Origin of the sequence: Shewanella sp. CAL98-MNA-CIBAN-0140, assembly GCF_040309905.1 — a bacterium.
Classification (GTDB): domain Bacteria; phylum Pseudomonadota; class Gammaproteobacteria; order Enterobacterales; family Shewanellaceae; genus Shewanella; species Shewanella psychromarinicola.
Genome location: NZ_JBEOPI010000165.1, coordinates 1 through 272, shown reverse-complemented (window position 1 = coordinate 272; position 272 = coordinate 1). Strand labels below are relative to the sequence as shown.

Here is a 272-nt window from a genome sequence, read left to right as displayed (position 1 = left end):
CAGTAGGATACACTATGCAAACCATTTTACTTGTTCCTATCAGTCGCGGTATCGGGGTGACGTCAGCCGCGCTTGGTCTGATTCGCGCCTTTGACTATAACGGTATCAAAGCCGGATTTATGAAGCCGTTTTTGCAAGATGACACGCTGGATAAACAACACAGCTTGGACAGCTCAAGTGCGTTGACCATGCATGCTTTTGGCCTCAACCCACCTCAGTCTATCAGCCGTCAGCACGTCGAACGCATGATTGGGGATGACAACCTTGATGAC

At 49.6% G+C, this 272-nt stretch carries 1 protein-coding gene; it reads left to right on the top strand.

Annotation, left to right across the window (positions count from 1 at the left end; all coding sequences use genetic code 11):
• Positions 1-14: 14 nt before the first annotated feature.
• The coding region (locus AAEY93_RS20610) for an AAA family ATPase (RefSeq protein ID WP_351079531.1) at positions 15-272 on the top strand (258 nt) is incomplete at its 3' end.